At 60.7% G+C, this 19,041-nt stretch carries 7 protein-coding genes; all 7 read right to left on the reverse strand.

Features of this window, described 5'->3' with window-relative positions:
• Positions 1–26: 26 nt before the first annotated feature.
• Genes ACOYNB_RS04005 through ACOYNB_RS04035 form a run of 7 tightly spaced genes read right to left on the reverse strand, consistent with a single transcriptional unit; the run spans position 27 to position 19,040 of the window.
• Complete coding sequence (locus tag ACOYNB_RS04005) at positions 27–9,854, reverse strand: filamentous hemagglutinin N-terminal domain-containing protein (RefSeq protein WP_422837830.1); 9,828 nt, start codon at positions 9,852–9,854, stop codon at positions 27–29.
• Positions 9,855–9,880: 26 nt separating this feature from the next.
• The gene (locus ACOYNB_RS04010) at positions 9,881–11,941 is read right to left on the reverse strand and encodes a ShlB/FhaC/HecB family hemolysin secretion/activation protein (RefSeq protein WP_422837831.1); all 2,061 of its coding nucleotides are present in this window, start codon (positions 11,939–11,941) and stop codon (positions 9,881–9,883) included.
• A 17-nt stretch (positions 11,942–11,958) separates the two neighbouring features.
• On the reverse strand, positions 11,959–12,723 hold the full coding sequence (locus ACOYNB_RS04015; protein ID WP_422837832.1) for an efflux RND transporter periplasmic adaptor subunit: 765 nt from the start codon (positions 12,721–12,723) through the stop codon (positions 11,959–11,961).
• Entirely contained in the window at positions 12,720–14,717 is a 1,998-nt protein-coding gene (locus ACOYNB_RS04020; RefSeq protein WP_422837833.1) for a prepilin peptidase, read from the reverse strand. Before ACOYNB_RS04020 ends, ACOYNB_RS04015 begins: the two co-directional genes overlap by 4 nt.
• Positions 14,714–16,870, reverse strand: coding sequence for a PqqD family peptide modification chaperone (locus tag ACOYNB_RS04025; protein WP_422837834.1), 2,157 nt, complete (start codon positions 16,868–16,870; stop codon positions 14,714–14,716). The genes ACOYNB_RS04020 and ACOYNB_RS04025 overlap by 4 nt, the downstream gene beginning before the upstream one ends.
• A gap of 10 nt (positions 16,871–16,880) precedes the next feature.
• Positions 16,881–18,734: an efflux RND transporter periplasmic adaptor subunit gene (locus ACOYNB_RS04030; protein WP_422837835.1), complete on the reverse strand. Its 1,854-nt coding sequence runs from the start codon at positions 18,732–18,734 to the stop codon at positions 16,881–16,883.
• A 15-nt stretch (positions 18,735–18,749) separates the two neighbouring features.
• Positions 18,750–19,040 (reverse strand): DUF3467 domain-containing protein, encoded by a 291-nt coding sequence (locus ACOYNB_RS04035; RefSeq protein WP_422837836.1) that lies wholly within the window; start codon positions 19,038–19,040, stop codon positions 18,750–18,752.
• Position 19,041 lies beyond the last annotated feature (1 nt).

Consider the following 19,041-nt stretch of genomic DNA (forward strand, 5'->3'; position numbering starts at 1 on the left):
CAACCACAATCCACGCCAGAGGACCATCACTCCGCCTTACTGACCTGAACCTTCAGGTTGAAACGACGTGTCTTGCCGTTTTCACCTTCCTTGACCTGGACCAGCAGGGCCACGTCACGGGGCTCGCCCTTCGGTGGGGTACCGAACAGACGCAAGGTCGACTTGTCGAAGTTCATCCACACAGGCAAGGCTTGACCATCCGCCAGCGTGACGGCCACCACCTCACCAAAGCCGCTGACATACGACAGCGAAGTCTGGAAGTGCTGACCTGGCTCGACCGACACCAGTACCGGGACCAGCAAGGGCTCCTCTGGCACCTGAGCACCGGCGGCGAACAACTGAACCGGCGCAAAGGTGGTGGGCGGTGTGAACGGTTGACCGATGGCGATGTAGCCATTCGGCTGGCTCGGATACGTGGTCATCACGGAACCCGTCAATGGGAAGCCATATCCCAAGGACACTCCGGACGTCGACTTCGCCATCATGGCGGCGTCTTCGGTCGGGATGTAGTCGGCCGTTGTGATGTAACCGTTGCCCTGCTCAACCACGGTCGTGGGCGGGTAATCGTCGTAACGGGTCCGCACCAGGATGAAGTCGCGGGCCAAGCCGTTCATCTCGGGATTCAGCAGGTAGGGGTTGTCGTCGTAGATCAACCAACGCCCGTTGCTGGCCGATACGGCAGCGCTACCCACGTTGTTGTAGAAGCGGCCGCCGGCACGCAGCACCACGGCATTGGCGTTGAAGCCCGTCCCCACACCAGACACCGGCTTGTTCACCGTGATGCTGTGAGCGGGTACCTGAACTTCGACCGTGCCAGCAGATGTGATGCCATCCAGCCCTGCGACGCTACCGATCACCAGATCCGATGCGTTGGTGAAGGCGAAGGCGCTGCCACTGTTGACAGTACGGGCTGCCAGCACGCCTACCGTGTTGCCGGCATTCATGAGGCTGCTCGACGCCGTGGCATCGACGGCCAAACGCCCTGCGGTGATGGTGCCTGTGCCAGCTTGGTTCACGCCGCCATCCAGAGCGACCAAGGTCAAGGTACCTGTGCCGACATGGATGTTGCCGTTGCCCTGCGTCAGAGCGGTGCCTGCCGTCAGATCTGCACCGGAGGCCGTGATGTCCTTGTTGACCGTCAGGCTGTCTCCCGCTGTCAGGGTCGCAGTGGACGTCGTCACGATGGACTGGTTCAGCACCAGCGCACCCGCAGCATTCAGAGCCACTGCACCACCAGCATTCAGCGCACCGTCGACAGACAAGTCACCTGACACGGTGCTCACGTCCACGCCGGCCGTGGCGGTTACACCCGTGGTCGAGCCCGACAGCAAGGTGGTCGGCGTGGTCACCGCGCCCAGCGACAAGGCTGCGCTGTTCACGAAGGTCAAGCCGCCACCGGTGACACCCGCCGCCAGTTTGCCAACGGTGTTGGCGCTGTTGCTCAAGGCCGCGCCCCCTGCCGAAGTCAGCAAGCGAGCCTGAGACGCTGTCAACACGCCAGTGGTTTGGGTGATGCCACCGGCTGCAGACAGGGTCACCACATCGGTCGATCCCGCGTCAGCGGTGGTGGTTACCTGCTGTGCCAAGGCGATGTTGCCAGTGCGGGTCTGGATCGTGATGGCCTTGCCGGCCGTGTTGGTCTTGACACCTTGTGTCTGACCTGCATCGGTACCGGTGTTCACCGTTCCGATGGTCAAGGCCTGGTTATTCACAAACGTGACGTCCCCACCCGTGACCGCTGCTGCCAGCGTGTTCACAGCGTTGGCGGCGTTCTCCAGTGAGGCATGACCGTTACCTGCCACCACGCGCAACTGATCTGCCGTGATGGCAGCATCGGCCGACGTCGATTGCGTCACACCAGCAGAGGCCCCCAAGGTGACCTTGCCGCCCGTCGCCGTAACGGCCTTGTTCACTGTCAAACCGCCATTGAGCGTTTGCACGGCAATCGACTGTGCGGTCGCGGTGGCTACCAGCCCGTTTTTGCTGACTGCCGTCATGTCCACGGTGTTGTCACCCGGAGTCAGTGCTGTCACCGCCCCCAAGGTCAACGCACCGGTGGTTTGCTGCAGCCATTGGCTCCCGCCAGATTGAGCAGCCAAGGTATTGACCCCAGCCGACTCGATCCGTTGACCATCTGCACCGATGTCACCACCAGCCACCAGAAGCGCATTGCCGGTCGTGGCGATCTCGTCCGTGGCGCCGTTGGCGGTGTTCGTCGAGATGTTGCCGCTGGCGATCACCTGAATCGTGCCCGAACCCGCGCCAGCGCTACCGGACTTGAGGGTGGCGCCGTTGATGGCCACGTTGCCAGCCTTGGCACGCAAATCGATGTTGCCATTGCCATTGGCGACCACATTCTTGGAAACCGTCAGATCACCAGCCGACACATTCAACGCAATCGCCGCGCTGTTGGCCGTCGTCACCAGCCCGTCTTTGCTGACCGCGGCAATATCGACGCTGCTGTCAGCTGGAGTCAGCGCCGTGACGCTGCCCAAAGTCAGGCTGCCAGTGGTTTGGCGCAGCCACTGCGCCCCCGCCGACTCAGCGGCCAGCGTGCTCACACCGGCCAATTCGATGCGCTTGCCATCCGCGCCAATGGTGCCCCCCGAATTCAGCAGCACGTTACCTGCTGTAGCGATTTCGGCCGTGGAGCCGTTATCGGTCGTGGTGGTGATGCTGTCGCTTGCAACGATCTGGATGGTGCCAGTGCCGGCGCCAGTCGCACCGGACTTCAGGGAGGCGGCGTCCAGAATGACCTTGCCGGCCTTCGCACGCAAGTCCACCGTCCCGTTGCCATTGGCCACAACATCCTTGGCCACCGTCAGGTGGCCCGATGTCACGGACAGTGCGATGGGCGCATTGCCCGCTGTGGTTACCAACCCGTCCTTGCTGACGGCAGCGACGTCGAGCGCATCATCACCGGACAGCAAGGCCGACACGGCGCCCACCTTCAAGGCCCCCTGCGTCTGACGCAGCCACTGTGCGCCAGCAGATTCCACGGCGAGCGTGTTCACGCCCGCTGTTTCAATGCGCTTGCCATCGACCCCGACAGCGCCACCTGATACCAACAGAACGTTGCCTGCTGTAGCGATTTCGGTGGTGTCTCCGTTGTCGGTTGTGGTGGTGATGTCGCCACTGGCCAAAACCTGGATACCGCCGTTGCCTGCACCAGCCGAGCCCGACTTCAAAGTGGCCCCGTTGATCGCCACGGCACCATCCTTGACACGCAGATCAATGCTGCCGTTGCCGTTGGCAACCACGTCCTTCAACACGGTCAGGTCACCTGACGCCACATTCAAGGCGATGGATGCGTCCCCGCTCTTCGTCACCAAGCCGTTTTTGCTCAAAGCAGCCACGTCGATGAGGTCATCCCCCGGCGTCAAAGCGGTCACGCTGCCCAAGGTGAGGCTACCCAAGGTCTGACGGAGCCACTGCGCCCCGACCGATTCGGCTGCCAGCGTCGAAACACCCGACGTTTCGATGCGATAGCCGTCGGCGCCAATGCTGCCGCCAGAAACCAACAGCGCATTGCCGGTGGTGGCGATTTCATTTTTGACGCCATTGGCCGAGTTGGTGCTGATGTTGCCGCTGGCAATCAACTGGACCTGACCAGAGCCGGAGCTGATGGTGGCGCCATTGATGGCGATCGCATTACCCGTGCCAGCGGTACGCAAGTCAACGGTACCCGTGCCATTTGCAGAGACATCGCTGAGTACCGTCAGGCTGCCTGCCGCATTGTTCAACGCGATGGCACCGTTGCTGCCAACGGTGGTGACCAAGCCTGCACGGCTGGCAACCACGCCACCAAAGGCAACGCCTGTGTGCAGGGCTGCAACCGAGCCGATGGTCAGATCATTGTCCGTGCCATCGAGCTTACGCAGCCATGTGTTGCCACCTGCCAAAGTGGCCAGCGTTGCGACATCTTGCAACTCAATGCGCTGACCGTCTGCGCCGATTGTGCCCACGGCTTGCAACAAGACGTCGCCCGCGGTGCGGATCTCTGGCAAGGCGGTGGTCGAACTGTTCGCTGTGTTGGTCGAGATGTTGCGTCCGGCGACCAGCTGAACGGTACCGTTACCGCTTGCTGCGCCGTTGGTCGATGCAATCGTTGCACCATTGATGGCGATGTCGCTGCTGCCACCGGCACGCAAATCAACAGAACCGTTGGTACCTGCGGTCACGTTCTTCGTCACGGTCAAATCACCCGTGAGCGTGGCCACCTGCACGCTGCCACCCTTGGTGGCCACACCATCGGTCGCCACCGAGGTGTCTTGCCCCGTGACGGAAGCAATCGTCAGCGCTTGATCGTTGCGGAAACTGAAGTCGGCTGCATCACCGGTGATATTGGCTGCCAGGGTACCAATCAGATGCTTGCCCGAGGCGCCGGTGTTTTCCAAGCGCGTCGTGTTGAACGCGTTGATCAGCAAATAGCTCGCGGTGATGTCAACGTTGCTGGTCTCGGTAATGGCGCCCTTCAGGGCTTCCAAGGTCATGGTGGAGGCACCACCGGCGATGACGTCCTGAGTGAGGTTCAGGTCACCCGAAGTCGATGCTGCGTCCTTCGAAGCGGACAAACGAATCTGACCGTTGTTGGTTTGAACACCCAACAGCGTTGCACCTGACACATCGGTCGTGGCCCCCACCTCCAGGGCATTTTTATCGGAGTAGACAAACTGGCCGGCGCCAGAGACTCGACCGGCAAGCACGGCCACGTCGTTGGTGGTGTTGTCCACGGTGACGCCCGTGGCGGCTTGCAAGGTCAAGTATTGCGTCGTGACAGGCGACGTCGCATCTTGCGTGATCGCGCCTGCGACGGACTGCAAGGCCACCGTTGCACCACCCGTGGTCGTGCCGGCCGTGATGCCTGCAGTGGTCGCCGAGGCATCCGCATTGCGGTCAAGCGTACCGATGGCAACGTTGTTGGCGTCCACGTAGCGCAGGTTGTGGCCACCGGTGTTGGCTGCCAACTTGGCCACGTCGTTGTTCGCAACGGTCAAGGTGACATTACTGTCAGACAGCAGCAGCATGTCGCCTGCGGTGATCGGCGCCGTGGCCGATTGCGTGATCGTACGCTCCCCGGAGGTCGCGCCTCGCGTATCGAGGAACAGCTTGCCGCGCGCAGCCACCGTACCCAAGGTCACCCCGTTGAGGGTCGAACCCAGCGAAGGATAGGTTGCACCAATGCTGTCGATGTTCAGTGCGATGGCATTGGTGAAGTCCAGACCTTGAGATGCACCCGTGATGGATGCGGCCAAGCGGCTCACGGCATTGGCATTGTTCAGCAACGAGGTATTGACTGCATTCAGTCGCAACTTGTCGGCACTCACGATGGCGGTACCGGTCTCGTTGATGGCACCTTGACCAGAGTACAGATCGACAGTCGCACTGCCCGCAGTGATGGACTGTGCAACGGTCAGGTCCGTCGAAGCGGCAGCACCATTCGACGAGGCCGCCAGGGTCACGTTGCCATTGCTGGTGGTCACGCCATTGAGGGTCAAGGTCGCGCCAGAAGCACCCAAGGTGCTGCTGACGGTTCCGACCGTGAGGTCATCCTTGTCCTTGTACGCCAACCACTTGCCCGCACCGGTCAGGGTTGCAGCGATCGTGTTGACATCATTGGTGGTGCGGCCAAGATCGATGTTGCCCGCATCCGATGTGAGTTGCAGCTTGTCAGCGCTGATGTCCTGGGTCTGGGTGAGATCGCCACCCGACTGATACAAGGCCAACGTGTCGCGCACGGTGATGCCTGTGTGGGTGTTGGTCTGAGTGCCGCTTGTCAGCACCACAGGCTCGAGAGCAGACACGGAACCGATGTTCAACGACACCGTATTGCGGAACTCCAGACTACCTTGAACCACGTTCGAGGCCAAGGTGCTCACAACGTTGTCGTTGCGCAGCTTGGAGGTATCGCGGGCCCCCACGTACAGGCTGGAGGAGCTCACGTGAGCCGTGTTCACTTCGGTGACTGCACCTTGGTCCGCCAGCAAACTGGTCACGCCCGAAGTGGTCCCGGCCGAAATGTTCTGCTTCAGCGTCAGATCACCCGTGGTGGTCAGCAAAGACACCGTATCGTCAGTGGTCGTGATCCCCACCGTGGCGGCTTGTGCACCACCCAACCAGTTGGTAGACCCAGCAGAGGCCTTATCCAGTGCCCCCACCGTGTCCACAGCCAAAGCCTGAGCGTTCTTGAAGATCAGGTCGTCTGTCAAATTGGCAGCCAGATGGCTCACCAGGTTCGGACCTGTCAGAACATTGTCACCACTGCCCAGCAACTGCAAGCTGTTGACCGTCAAGGTACCTGTACCCACCGCACCAGCCTGGGTGTTGATGGTCAAAGTCCGAGCTGTGTCAGCTCCACCAGCACTGTTGCCTTGCACCGTCAAGGCGGCGTTCAAGGCCACGCGACCACCGACCCCGTCCATTTCCAGCACAGCGTGATCACGCATGGTGGTGGCAGCGGCCACTGTCAGCGAACCGGTCGAGCCAAGCAACGCGTTGATCGAGGACGCTGACGTTGCAGACGCAGCATGACCGATCACCACGTCAGAGAAGCCAGGCTGGAAGATACCCAGCGAGCCACCGTTGAACCAGTTGCTTCCCAAGAACAACTTCAGTTGAGCGGGATCGCTGGCCTCGGCCACACCACCCGCAGTGCCCAACTCGATGTTGGTGTTTGCGTGTTCAGTGTGAATGCGCAACTCACCAGCCGATGCCACCTTCAGGCGTGCCGTCGAGGTGTTCACAAAGTTCATGCTATCAGCAGCCAGTGTGATGACACCGGTCGCGGTCGGACCAGATGTCAGCAGCAACGTCGAGGGGTTGTAAGCACCCTCACCAGAACCGATGTACATGGTGTTGCCCACACCGTACAGGCCGAAACTGTTGCTGCCTTGCGTGGCCGATGTCTTGCCGCCACTGCTGCCATACAGCGAAATGTTGCCCGACGAGGAGACGATGCTGGTCGCGGTGTCCTCAAGTCGGATACCGTGGTTTTCATCGATGAAGCTCTTGTCACCACCACCACCCTTACCCACGATGGTGATGTTGCCCGAGGTGGACTGGATCAAGGAGCGCGATGACACCACCACGCCGTCGTAGCGCGTGCCACCGGTCACGGAGCTGTCCGAACCCACGCCGCTGGCATCACCCGTGATGTAGATGTTGCCGGTGGTGGTCTGCAGTGTCGAGCGAGCATTGCCGCCCTCACCGATGATGACGGCATCCTTCGTGCCTGCCGCCGCGTACTTCGACTGGGCCCCCATGATCGTGAGGTCACCCGCTTGTGCATTGATGTTGGTCAGCGCCCCCACAATGCGCACCGCAGCCCCAGCATCGGTGGTCAGCGGGCCGCTGCCGTAGATGCTGATGTCACCACCGGCCGATGTCAATTCACCGTTCTTGATGTAAACGCCGTTGGTGATCCCTTCCAGATCACTACCGAAACCCGTCGCGGCCGTGGCCAGCGACCCAATGTTGATATTGCCGCCATTACTGCGGATGGCTGCCGTGTCCAGTACCACAGCGCCACCGATGGCGCCGGCCGCCTGGAAGGAGTTCAACGCCACATCCAGCGTGCCGGATGTTGTGGAGCCATCAATCAATCGGTTTTTGATCTTGATCGATCGGTCCGCATTGATGGTCAGGGTTTTGGCCCCTGCCGTCTTCGTGATGTCAAACGTGGTTTGCTGGTAGTCCGCATAGCCGGTATTGCTACCGTATGTACCACCCTTGACGTTGATGACTGTATTGGCGGCATTCAACACCAACTGAGGTGTACCCAGCAGTGACGAAGCCGTGATGACGTCACCGGATGTCGAGAACAGGTTGACTGTTGCGGCATTCAGCGTAATCGCCTGCGGGCCGATCAGAGACAGGCTGCGCAAAGCTTGAGTACCTGTCCCACCGATGTAGTTCGCGGCCGATGAGCCTAACGTAATGGTGCCAGGGCCAATCGATGGCGTACCGGTGTCAGCACCGGTGGTGTTCAGGATCAGAGCCTGCGGGTACTCTGGCAAGGTCGCCGAAGGGGCCGCCGACGTGATGTTGCCTTTGAACTCAATGTTGCCGCCACGGCCCGTGAAGTTGCCACCGTTTTGTGGCCCTTGCGTGTTGATGGTGACGGAATACTCTGGCGCGGCCAGCTTCACGTCTTGCCAGAAAATCACGTCCCCAGACTGCGCACCACTCGATTCGGTGATTTTGGTCGAGATGGGCGTGGTGTGAGCCAGGGTCGTGGCCTTGAAGAAGTTGACATCGCCCCCGTTTGTGGCGAGCGTGTTGTTCAAGGTCACCGTGCCACCGGAATCCGATGAGCTCGCACCGAAATTGATGTCCAGAGCCCCGGCAATCGACGAGATCTGTTTGTTAACAACAATCGAACCAGTCCCGGAACCACCCGTCAGGGTGTCGAACACCAAGGTGGACTTCGCGCCCGCAGTCTTCGAAATATCGGCGTTGACGGTGATGTTGTTCGTGGCCTGAAGGGTCACGGTCGTCCCGCCGGTGTTCAGCGTATTCTGAATCGACGTGTTGGAAACCGAGTTGGGCTCAGTGCCGGTCGCCGTCACCGTCAAATCGGTCGGGTCGAGCAACCAGTTGCCGCCCTTACCACTTTCGGCGCCGATGTTGACCTCGCCGGTCAGACCCAAAGCTCCCTTGGACGAGGTTTCGACCTGCCCGCCCTTGCCTGCACCAGCACCACGCGCACTGATGGCACCAGCCATCTGCGTGGCCTGTTCAGACCACAGCACGGCCTTGCCACCATGACCCGAGCCTGTGGCGTCCACCGAAATGGTGCTGCCAGCCTCTTGCGTCACCGTCTGGGCATTGGTGATGCTGGCGTCTTTCCCCTGCCAGCCGCCACCAACCAGAACTTGACCACCGCCCGCGACGCCACTGGCGTCCAGCTTGGATCCCGACTGCAGCACGACCTTGTCGCCGGTCGCCACGATGCGACCACCAGTCTCACCGGCGTTTGCCCCCGCCGCCTGGGTGGTCCCACTGATCGTGGTTTGACCGCCCTTGGCTTCGATCCAGATTTCACCGTTACGCTGGGCCAGCGAGTTGGCGCGCACCGTGCCTGTCTGGTTCACGGCCGAGGCCAACATGGGTGACGCGCTTTGTGCCGTCAACATCACGTTGCCACCGTCTGCAATGATCAAGCCGGAGTTGTCCACCCGCGCCGAGTCAGTGCCCGCAGCCACATTGACCGACACCAAGCCAGTCACACCCATGTTCAGGGTGATCTGATCGCCTGCTGCCAACACCGTGCTGCCCTTTGGCGTCACGATCTGGCCGGCGTTGTTCACCTGGGCACCCAGCAGCGCGACATAGCCGCCCTCACGGCTGACCAAAGTACCGAAGTTCTCGACCTTGGCCGCGGCGTTAGGTTGCGTGAATCGCAGCTTGCTCGACAGGAAGTCAGAGTCGGTCATCTGCATGGCACCAGCGACCAAACCACCCACGTCCACACGAGAACCAGCCCCGAACACCACCCCCATGGGGTTGATCAGCACCACCTGGCCATTGGCCTGCAGTCGCCCCAGAATCTGAGATGGATCCGCGGACAGCACCCGGTTCAGCGCAATCGCATCAACCGATGGCTGGAAGAAGTTCACCGCAGCGCCAGCGCCGATGTTGAACGTCTCCCAATTGGTGATCAGTTTGCTGGTCTGCTGCTGAATGTTCAGGACGGACCCGGTCTGGGAAATCGAACCTGCTCCAGACACGATCTGCCCACCTGTGGGCAAAGCGCTGTTGGCCACAGTACCTGCAATCACCAGAGACGAAGGGCTGAACGTGGCTGCCAGGATGAAAGGCAGCAGGCGAATTTTCGGCGTGTCGAGGTAAGCCATGATTGTTCCTTGTGACGGGCCGTTCGTCAGAAGCTGACAGTGCCGATGATCCAGATACGGGCAGAACGGTTGGTACCGTCGTTGTCCTTGCCGGTAATGGTCGGATTGGGGTTGTCGCCCAGCTTTTGGGCGAACATGACCTTGAGGGAACCAACGTCCTTCTTGATCAGATTCAGGCCAAAGCCGAAGCCCTGCAGGTCATACGTGTTGGGGTTGGACAGGTCGGTGGTGGTCCAACCATTCCAGGTCCGCTTGTATTGGGTCACGCGGCCATAGTCCCAGAAGCCGAAGAGCGAGAGGTCCCCCCAGCGGTAGCTGCCCAGCGTGCGACGCAGCTCCAAAGACGCCAACAAGCCAGTGTCGCCATAGCCCTCACCCACAGGATAGGCGCGGACGCCATTGGGGCCGCCCAACTGGAACTTTTCAGCGTTATCCAGGTTCTTGTTCGCCCACTGTCCTGACAGCGAGGCGTAGACACTCCAAGCTGGACCGAACGCCGGGATCACGCCAGTGCCATTGACGTTGGCGTTGCCCTTCTTGAAATGTCCTGCTGTGCGAGTGGTTTCGGCGTCGCGCAACTCGTTACCCAGGTTGTCCGACAAGTCAGCCTTACCCGCGGCCAGACTGACACCCCAGTTGTAGTTGCCCAGTCGCGCCAAGCCGTCACCAGACAGACCCAGCGTCAACATCTGCACCGTGCGGTCGCTGAAGTTGCTGCCTTCGATGTTGTGCTGCATGCGCTTTTGGTCAAAAGCACCAACTGCGAACAGGTTTGATGTCGCGCTGCGGAAGATCGGATAGCTGCCAAACAAGGAGCCCGCCTCGACACTGCCGTCCAGGTTGACCGGAATCACGCTGGCCTTGGTGTCCACATTGGCCACGGAATACGAGGCACCTACACGAGCGCCACGCGTGCCCACTGGCGCTTGCACGCCGATTCGCCCACTGGACGAACCATCAGAGCCGCTGGCGTTGAAGGACCATGTCTCACCATGACCGCTCGGGCTATTCAGCGCGGCGGCCACGCTCAAGCGCACATCACCCGAGTGTTTGTTGCCGTAGTTGTCCAACGTGGCCGAGCCGGTGACCAGCTTGCCTTCTTCCACTTGTGTTTGAACCACAGTGGTACCGGGCTGAGTGCCTGGAACCAACTGGGCCTTGACTTGCACGCCAGGATATTCGTTGGCAACCAACAGGCTTTGCTCCAGCGCTTCGCCCTTGAGCGGCTTGCCTGCTGGTGCGCCATTGGCCACCACGGCGGTCACGATTTCGGGCTTGATGCGCTTGCCGGCACCTTGCACGGTCACCGCCTCGACCACGCCCTCCTGGACCTGAATTTCCAGTGTGCCACCGTCGACTCGCTGCGGCGGCAAGAAAGCCTGGGCCAACGGATAGCCCTTTTGACGGATCATGGCTGCGATGGCCTCTGCAGGCTTCTGCATTTCCTCGACCGTCAGATCCTTGTTTTCCCACGGCGACACCAGTTGCTGCACTTCGGCAGCGGTCAACACGCTATTGCCTTTGACCACGAACTGTTTGACCTGTATGCGCGGCGTGACGGCAGGGGCTGCCGCATAGTCTTCGGAGCGCGGCGTCAGGCCCTCAATCGCCACGGCCATCTGCCCTTCCTGCATGGCTGTGCGGGAAATGCGCACCTTCACGTTCGGATGACCGTTGCTACGGAGATAGTCCGCAATCGCGTGAACAGCCTTCTCGAACTCAGGGAAGTCCAGCTCCCGATCCGCCCAAGGCGCCATGGCCTGCTTGAGTCCCTCTTGGGAGACCAGCACATCGCCCTCAATCTTGAAGCCTGCCATCGACAGCTTGAGTCCAGACAACGACGTCTGCAGCTTGGGCATGGACGACTTGATCTGAGGCTTGGCCGTCACGGCCTTCGGCTTGCCTGTGAGCTTGGCCGCAGCAGAACCGGCATCTGACCGATTCAGGCTCTCTACCACCACCCCGGTCTCGCTGCCGTTCGTCGCTGTTGGCGCGGCAGGCGCCATCAAAGGCACCAACACCAAGGCCACGGCAACGCTCAATTTGGGAGCCGACACACCTGCTTCAACGGTAGGCGTTTGGTTCATATGAATGCTCTTCATGGTCAGAGAGGGAAATTGATGGCGCAGCGTTGCCCCGGCGGAATATCCAACCGTGGATTTTGTAACAGAAGCCTAACGCGAAACGTACCACTTGCGGCGTCAATTACACGGTCGATCTGACTAATTTTCGCCTTGAACGGCCCACCACCCAACTCTGGTGAGACGTCATACACCTGATCGACCCTTAACTTGCCAAACAGCGCGGCAGGTAACACTGTTTCAACATGCAACGGCTGCAATTGCACCACACGAAAGATTTTTTCCTGGCGAACCAAATCGCCACGTTGCCGATAAACATCGACAACCACCCCCCTGATTGGGCTGACGATGGACCGCAACTTGAGTTGTTCACGTCGCTGACGCAATTCCAGCTCAGACAACTTGTACTCGGTCTCCAGTTCGTCGAACTCCTGAGTCGAGATCAGTTGCTTGCGCTGCAGGTCGGCATTGCGCGCGTGCTTGCGTGCACCGAACTCGGCCTTGGCCGATTGAAAGTCCACGGCGGCGGACTCCACGCCAGCATTGAGGCGGGCCAACAGTTGCCCTTGGGAGACGATGTCACCGCGGTCAACATTGACCGTTTCCAGCACGCCGTCCACCGGCGTCCCCACGTTCACTTCTTGAGAAGGCTGGATCAGGCAACTGATGTTTCCAGCGGGTTTGGGGCGCGCCTGCTGGGCCTGCACCGATCCCATGGCCAACCAAAGCACACAAGCCAGTGATACCAGCCCTGCTCGACGTCCCTGCTTGAATCGAGAAACACTCATTCCATTTTTCCTGTAAACGACAAAGCCTGACGACTACTGAAATCCGAACGCAACAGCCGATTTCGGACCAGGCCATGCGCCCGCTCAACGCGACGCTGCACCCACTTGTAGTACGTCAAGCCGATCTTCTGACTTGCACGTTGCATGCCCGGCTTGACCAGCCATCGCAGCAAACGACTTCGAATGATGGGGAAAGCTTCTTGCACCAAGGTGTCATCCATGGACAGCATCGCCTCCCAACTGCCTGGATCCCCCATCCGACCGCAGCGTCCCGCCAACTGACGGTCAATGCGTGATGAATCATGCCCCTCGGTGATGATCACGTGCAGACCACCGCGCGCGCACACCTCGTCCGACAGCTTGATGTCGGTACCCCGCCCTGCCATGTTGGTGGCGATGGTGACGCAACCGGCCTCACCCGCTGCAGCCACCAATTCCGCTTCTGCCTGGTCCTGCTTGGCGTTCAGGACCTGGTGCTTGACACCGGCCAGGGTCAGCAACCGACTCAATTCTTCCGAGGCGGCGATCGACCGCGTGCCAACCAGCACGGGACGCCCGTCAGCCACGATGACGCGGATACGTTCCATCACGGCAGTCCACCGCTGCCCGCTGGTGGCATACAGCTTCGCGGGCAGCGCCTGTCTCAGCGTCGGCTTATAAGGCGCGATCTTCACCACCCCCAAGCCGTAGACCTCAGCCAGCTCCTTGGACACTTCCTTGCAGGTCCCGGTCATCCCGGACAGACGGAGGTAGCGGCGAAAGAACATCTGGTAGCTGATGCGCCCCATCGTTTCCTTCTCGGCAGACAGCTCGACACCTTCCTTGACTTCGATGAGTTGCTGCAGGCCTCGTTCCCACGAACGATCCGGCATGACCCGACCCGTGTTCTCATCCACGATCATGACCTTGCCCTCGCGCACGATGTAATGCACATCGGGCACGAAAGCATGCAAGGCCTGAAGGGCAAGCAGCACGGCTTCTTCCGCACGCAAGGGGCTCTGCCAGACGGGCGACATCTGCTCGTCCTGCGTCAACTGCTGGAGGCGCTCTCGGCCATCCCGAGTCAGTGTTGCGTGATGGTCGCGTGGCGCAAGCTCATAGTCCTCGCCCTCCACCAACTTGCGGGCCAAGGCAATCGCTTCGCGGAAAAAGGCTTCTGCCTCTTCGCTGCGCCGCGTTGCCGAAATGATCAGCGGCGTACGAGCCTCGTCCACAAACACGCTGTCGGCCTCGTCCACGATGGCGAACTGCAGACCCTGCATCTGAGGCTGACGGGTTCGTCCGGTCATGAGATCCATGGCCAGGCGCAGGGGCTGGGTCCGTTCGCCGAGCGTGAGTCGGTCTCGAAGGTAGTCGAACACCAGCGTCTTGTTATTGCAGTAAACGATGTCGCCTGCGTACAGCCGGACTTTGTCTGAGGGCGGCGTTTGCTCGCCTATCTGTGTGCAACTCAGGCCCAACGACGCGTACAGGGGGCCGAAATGAGCTGCATCACGCTCTGCCAGGTAGTCATTGACGGTGACCACATGCACTTTCATGCCCGACAGCGCAGCCGTGGCCGCTGCCAAAGTGGCCGTGAGGGACTTGCCCTCCCCCGTGTTCATCTCTGCCACGTTGCCATGCAGCAGCACAAACGCACCCTCAATTTGGGTCGAGAAATGCCCCATCCCCAGCAGGCGGCGAGACATCAGCCGCACCAGGCCAAACGCTTTGGCGACCAGGCGATCATCATTCAGGCCTGCGCGTGTCAGATCGCGGCGCAGTTGTGTGCGCGCTTGCGCCAACTCGGTCTCCGACAGCGCCGCCCAATAGGGCTCCCATTCCTCCACCCATGCGACGACCTGCTGGCGACGCGATGCGCGCAACTGCCACGTGCTGGTCGACCGGATGCGCCAGCTCTCCCCCACGCGGTCAAGCCAAGACAGATCCTGCCAGTCTCGCTTCTGTGGATAGGGGTCGGAGCGCAGGGCCAGGGCAAACATGTTCGTGCTCACACAGAGAAGTGCTTCATGAACTGCTGACGCAGGCTGCGATACCACTGGCTTCCCAGCGGCTCTGGCTTGTGCGCAAAACGCACATACACACGCCCCCCCAGATAAGACGGCGCCACATCGCCCGAGAATTGCATCTCGAACTGAAAGAGCGGCTCCAGAGCTTGAGGCGTTTCCTGACGGGACGATGCGTCCGGATTCAAACCGATCTTGCCGCCCCCTTGCAGCGCCAACGCCATGCTGGGCAATTCGGCGCTCGCCGCAGGCACCTCGCGCACGATCCGGGCCTGCAAGGCATGCCACAAGCTTTCGACAGACCGGATTTCAACACTCTCTGTGCGCTGCCGAACCAGATCCACACGATCTTGAGGCACCACCGTCAGCAAGGTGTACCGAGACGGATCCAGAACATAGGCCACCACGGCGCCTCGGTCGTAATAGCTGCCAGCGAAATCTGCAGGCGCATCCATGTCGAACCGGCCGGCATGTGAACTCCGCAGCACCAGGTTGTTGCGGCGTTGTTCCAGATCAGCGAGACGCTGGAGCTGGTAGGTCAACTCGGCCCGCGCAATTTGCAAATTGACGCGCTCTGTCGTCTCCGCCAGAGCCAGCCGGGCCTCCTGCTCACGCACCGAGGCCTGCACCTGCTCGACTTGTGCCTCGATCGTAGGCTCGGCACAGGACAGCAGTGGTTGACCAGCTTGAACAAACTGCCCCGGTTTGGCCAACACCTTGGCGCCAAAACAGGTAGATGGCACCCGAACGCGAGACTCCTCAGGCATCCAGATGATCCCTTCGGCCATGGTCCAGTTGGCGACAGGTACAAATCCGATGAACGCAGCCACCGCCATGACGGCGGCGGCGGTCACGATCACCACGCGTTGGCGTCCGCCCTCCAGGCTGGCATCGGTCTGCACAAACTTGACGTAGTTGACCAAGGGCTTGATGAGGAGACCGTAGCCCGACCACATGGCCAGCAAGACGCCAAATACGAAGAACTTGCCTGCGATGAGCACGATGATCGACAAGGTGACCATGGTTCGGTAAATGACCGAACCAAAGGCATAAAAGGTCAACCAGGCGGGTTCGCGCGGCGTCAGATGAAGAGGTGGACGTGCCTCCACGCGGAAGAGGTACTTCTTGGCCAGATAGCTGACGTAGAGGTTGGCGCGTTGCGCCAGATTGGGAATCTCCAAGGCATCAGACAGCATGTAGTAGCCATCAAACCGAAGCAATGGATTCGCGTTGAACACCACCGTGGTGACCCCGGCCAGGATGACCACCTGATGAAGCACCGCTTGAGTGATGCCCCCGCTGGCCTGTGTCCACAGCCACAACGCAATCGCACCCAAGCCCAACTCGGCCAGCATCCCTGCGCCACCGATCAGGAATCGGTGCCACTTGTTGGGCAGCATGACTGACTGCGTCGCATCCACGTAGGGAACGGGGATGAACACCAGAAACATCAAGCCGACTTCACGACAACGACCACCTACCGCCTTGATGGCCAAGGCATGCCCAAACTCGTGAAACCCTTTCACGAGCGGGTACACCAAGGCCATGATCAGCAGGTTGTCGCTCGTAAAGACGCGAGAGGTGAGATCGTGGGTGAGCTCCGTCCAGTGCAGGGCGGCCATCCCGATGCCCCCCAGAATGATCATGCCCCACAAGGCCAAAAGCCAAGGCCAGAGCCCGCCCGGCACCCAGCGCATCAGCGCACTCATCATGGGCTCCGGATCGAACAATGGCAGCTTGACCGACAGTGGGTTGGCCAAGTACTGCATCAACTTGGCTTTGCGCAGCCGATCGCCTCGCTCCGTGATCTCGTCCAGATCCGGCTGCTTGTCGGTCAACAGCACATTGGCCTGGTGCAACTGCGCCAGCAGACTGAGCACTTCGTCTTGCGTGGGTGCCTGGTCGCCCAAGATCAGGCAAGCCTGACGCCAGATGTCATCCAGCGTGCGCACGCCATCCATCAAGGCCAGAACCTGGTATGCGGCCGGATTGAACCGCATCACACGCCCACTGGCCAAATCCTGCATCACATGCCAACGTTGTCCACGGTAGGTGTGGCGAACCAGCCTGGCTTGGTTGCGCAGGCGTGGTTTCAGGTCTGTGACCCGGTACCAGGACGAGGAGAAGAGCGCCGACGTCATGCGTGCTGCCTCACACGCCCAGCCAGGACCATGCCTGAAGCCTCATCCAGTCGGTCAAGTTGCGCGTCCAGATCCAGATCAGACGTGCCTCCCCGACCGTGACCTTGCCAAGCCCCAGCATCCCAGGACGCAGATCAGGCAGGTTGGAGCGCGGCATGGCCTCCACCCGGAAAAAGTTCTTGCCCTGTTCAGCGTGCGCCACAGCGGTGACCAGCGTGACCTCGAAATCCAGGGGCTTGTCGGGCATCGCCGTCAAAACCAGCTTGCCGCGTTGCCCCACCCGGACATGGCCGATGTCGGATTCAGGCACCTCGAGCACGATGCGCCAGGCGTCCAACGGCGCAATTTCAAAGAGTTGCTGCCCTTTTTTGACGGCACCACCCAACTGTTGAGACAAATCGCCACTGACAATCAACCCGGCAAAGGGGGCAATGACCCGCGCCTTGTCCATCATGCTTTCAGACAACTGTCGCTGCGCATAAGCCTGATCGCTTTGCGCTTTGGCAATCTGAATTTGTGCCAGATTGCGTTGCGCCTCGGCGTCGTTGGCTTGCTGTGTGTACTGCGATTGTTGGCTGGTCCAACGAGACGCCTCCAGCTGCAGTTCGCGGTCATCCAGCGTGGCCAGCAATTGGCCTTGCTTGACCACTTGCCCTGCTCTCGCCTGTGCTGACGCCACAAATCCATCAAACGGAGCAGAGATCATGCGGCGGACGCGCCCCTCCAGGCGAGCATCCCCGCTGACGCGGAAGTCACCCTTGGCAAACACGCAAAAGGCCAGAAACCCCAGCAAGGCCAGTCCGGCCAGCTTGCGCTTGGTGTGCCGTGGCCCCACGAAATGCTTGGCCTCTCGCTTGATGCTGTCCACCAGCATGCTCGCCCAGGTTCGATCCTGTCGACGCTTCATGATCAGGGCATGCCCCACGATGGAGGGCAAGGTCGCCGCCAGAGCCTCTTCCTGCTCGGAGGCATCACGGTCGGGAGACCACTCGAACATGAAGACACCGTGCTCACGGTCATCTTCACCGTCCACGGTCACAGAAAAGGGGATGGTCAGCACGCGCCAGTTACCAAACTCGCGTGTGAGCCGCTGGTGCTCGCGCCGCACGATGTCTGGCGCGGCCGTCTCATCCGGTTCGTCGACCCACGCAATGGGACGACCTTGATCTGCAGCCTCGGTCATGGCTGCTTCGATGGCCAACGTCAAATCTTGACGTCGGGATACGTCGGCGGTGTGAGACAGCGCTGCCACTCGCACGCCACGGCTTCCTTTGACGAAACCAAGGGCCACGCGATCGGCACCCAGCCGCTGCGCGGCCTCGGTCACCACAGCTTGGCACGCGGCATCCAGCGTGGATTCGCCCAATGCCAGTGCCATCAAATCCAGACCGACCATGAGGCGCTCACGCAAAGCCCCACTGTCTTCCGAATCCGATGAGGCATGCCGGGCCGCCAACCAGCCACAACCCCAGCGCAACCAGTCTGTCGATGTGCCTGGAACCTGCGCTTGGGCATACCTCACACCCACGACACCGATCAGGGCATTGCCCACCATGATGGGCAATGCTTGAATCGCGCCGGCTGAAGGTGTGCGCTGCACGATCGGCAAGCGCACCGCCAACACACGTTCGCACGCCGCAGACAGCTCCGGAGAGCAGGCTTGCCCTTCTGGCCACAGGGCTCTGGCATGGAAGGGGCCCACATTGGCGGCCCCCAATACCAGAACGGATTCCCTCACTGCGGCAGAGCCACCAAGGCCCTGAATCGCGAGATTCAACCAGGCCGTTGTGTAGGTAGCAGTGTCATCCAGTCGGGTGACATCACCCCACGGATCCGAGACCAAAAGAGCTTCGCCAGCGTTCATGCGTACGTCTGTGAATTACAGCTTCAGTTCGCCGTAACGGGTTTCATATTCCTTGATGGCGATTTCAAGCAGCGTGAACAAGCGCTTGGCGGCATAAGGGTTCATGACGATGCGGTTGGACAGGGCCACGCGCACTTCCTTGGGGTCTTGCTGCCAGGCTTGATGAGCACCAAACAGCAGGGCCACTTCTTCACGTGTCCCCATCACATTGCAGACATTGGCGTAGTGAGTCTGGATGTTGCTGTCATCCCAGATCAGCTGAGGTTGAGCGGTGCCAGTGGCTTGCGCAGGGGTCTTGTCTGTCATG

This window comes from Aquabacterium sp. (assembly GCF_049317225.1).
GTDB lineage: Bacteria > Pseudomonadota > Gammaproteobacteria > Burkholderiales > Burkholderiaceae_C > Aquabacterium.

What these genes read in the sequence shown, in the direction of transcription:
- ACOYNB_RS04030 (WP_422837835.1), bottom strand. Translation starts at nt 18,734, where the DNA reads ATGAACGCTGGCGAAGCTCTTTTGGTCTCGGATCCGTGGGGTGATGTC.
- ACOYNB_RS04015 (WP_422837832.1), bottom strand. Translation starts at nt 12,723, where the DNA reads ATGAGTGTTTCTCGATTCAAGCAGGGACGTCGAGCAGGGCTGGTATCA.
- ACOYNB_RS04005 (WP_422837830.1), bottom strand. Translation starts at nt 9,854, where the DNA reads ATGGCTTACCTCGACACGCCGAAAATTCGCCTGCTGCCTTTCATCCTG.
- ACOYNB_RS04035 (WP_422837836.1), bottom strand. Translation starts at nt 19,040, where the DNA reads ATGACAGACAAGACCCCTGCGCAAGCCACTGGCACCGCTCAACCTCAG.
- ACOYNB_RS04025 (WP_422837834.1), bottom strand. Translation starts at nt 16,870, where the DNA reads ATGACGTCGGCGCTCTTCTCCTCGTCCTGGTACCGGGTCACAGACCTG.
- ACOYNB_RS04010 (WP_422837831.1), bottom strand. Translation starts at nt 11,941, where the DNA reads ATGAACCAAACGCCTACCGTTGAAGCAGGTGTGTCGGCTCCCAAATTG.